The 1,413-nt window shown below is 43.4% G+C and carries 1 protein-coding gene and 1 pseudogene; one reads left to right on the forward strand and one right to left on the reverse strand.

Going from position 1 to position 1,413, the window contains the following annotated elements; genetic code table 11:
• Window positions 1-388: pseudogene (locus tag METMK1DRAFT_RS18160) on the reverse strand (4Fe-4S binding protein); the annotation flags it as partial.
• A 619-nt stretch (window positions 389-1,007) separates the two neighbouring features.
• On the opposite strand from METMK1DRAFT_RS18160, the gene METMK1DRAFT_RS05945 reads away from it, so the two are divergent.
• Complete coding sequence (locus tag METMK1DRAFT_RS05945; protein WP_009071752.1) at window positions 1,008-1,199, forward strand: hypothetical protein; 192 nt, start codon at window positions 1,008-1,010, stop codon at window positions 1,197-1,199.
• Window positions 1,200-1,413 lie beyond the last annotated feature (214 nt).

Here is a 1,413-nt window from a genome sequence, read left to right on the forward strand (position 1 = left end):
CGAGATGTCCAGTCGACATAGCGTAGAAGGTCTCTCCCATGAGGGCCTCAGACAAAGCCATGGTGACTGCGAAAACTAGGAGCGTGACCCAGTTTCTGACCTTGACTCCCCTGTTCATCCTCATGAGTATAGGAACCAGACCGAACACCATATACGCCGAGTTGGAAGCGAGGGCCAACGCCTCAGTAGTCTGGTTAGGTGAGGAGAAGAACACGGACAGAGTTGCGAACATCACTACCATGCTCCCACTGAGGTATAGCACTAGGAGTAACCCAATTCCGTCGATTCCCCTCTTCACTAGGTAGATGAAATAGATAGAGAATACGGTCATTACGAAAGCTATTGAAAAAAATACGAACAGCTGTTCACCTTGAGGTATCGGTGACATAAATATTTTCCTGTTACGGGCTTATTTAAATGTTTGTAACTAAACGGATAGAGATAAAATAATATTTTCAGTTTATTTAGACTATATTAATCTAGGAGGATTTACCAGTGTTTATCCGTGGCGTAACTTACCTTCTTTAACCACTTCTAATTCCGCCACTGGCACCCCTCCTTAGGGCTCATACACGGTCACCCTCAAGTCCTTGGGGCCAGTGAGGGAAACACCCCTACCCTCCCATTCACGATCTTATCACTCCCATCCTCGTGAGCGGTGCCCGTCATCGGTCGGGAGATCGTCAAGAGAGAATTCTTGGGTAATACTATATGAACATAACTTAATCAAAACGACATTCAGAGAGTTAAAAATAACTAGTGGTTACGTAAAAGAGTTACAGTCTGCGTTTAGGGAGTTGGACGACCTCCTCTGCATTAAAAACTTAAAGCTAAAAACTTAATAAGAATTAAAATTATAGATTATCCAGAAATGAGGATGATTCCTTAAGGATCAACGAGGAATTAGGGACTGTAACGCTTCTACGTAACTACTGGTTATTTTTAATCATCTAAATATCGTTTTGTCAAGTTGTGTTTATGTAGTATCACCGAAGTAGTTTTTATTGATGATCCCCCTAACTGATGACGGGCACTGCTCACGAGGTTTGGGGAGTGATAAAGGTGTGGATGGGAGGGTATTGAAGTTTCCCTCGACTAGCCCCAATGAGTTAAGGGTGACCCTGTATGATCCCTTAAGAGGGGTGCCCGTGGTGGAATTAGAAGTAATTAAAAGTAAGGAAAAGTTACGCCACGGGTAAACACTTCCATTTTGAGTCCCCTATTTTTATATCGCCAATATCCATGTTCAAGATATGGTAGTCTCATTAGAGAAGAAGAGGGGGTACCTCCTCCTGACCTTCAACACAGGAGGTAAATATAACGTCTTCAACTCTAGGTTCATGTTGGACATGATAGACGCGCTGGCGGAGGTTGAGAAGATAAGGGACCCTCACTATTTAGTGATAAGAGGAG

The organism is Metallosphaera yellowstonensis MK1, assembly GCF_000243315.1.
GTDB classification, from domain to species: Archaea; Thermoproteota; Thermoprotei_A; order Sulfolobales; family Sulfolobaceae; genus Metallosphaera; species Metallosphaera yellowstonensis.

What these genes read in the sequence shown, in the direction of transcription:
- METMK1DRAFT_RS05945 (WP_009071752.1), top strand. Translation starts at nt 1,008, where the DNA reads ATGATCCCCCTAACTGATGACGGGCACTGCTCACGAGGTTTGGGGAGT.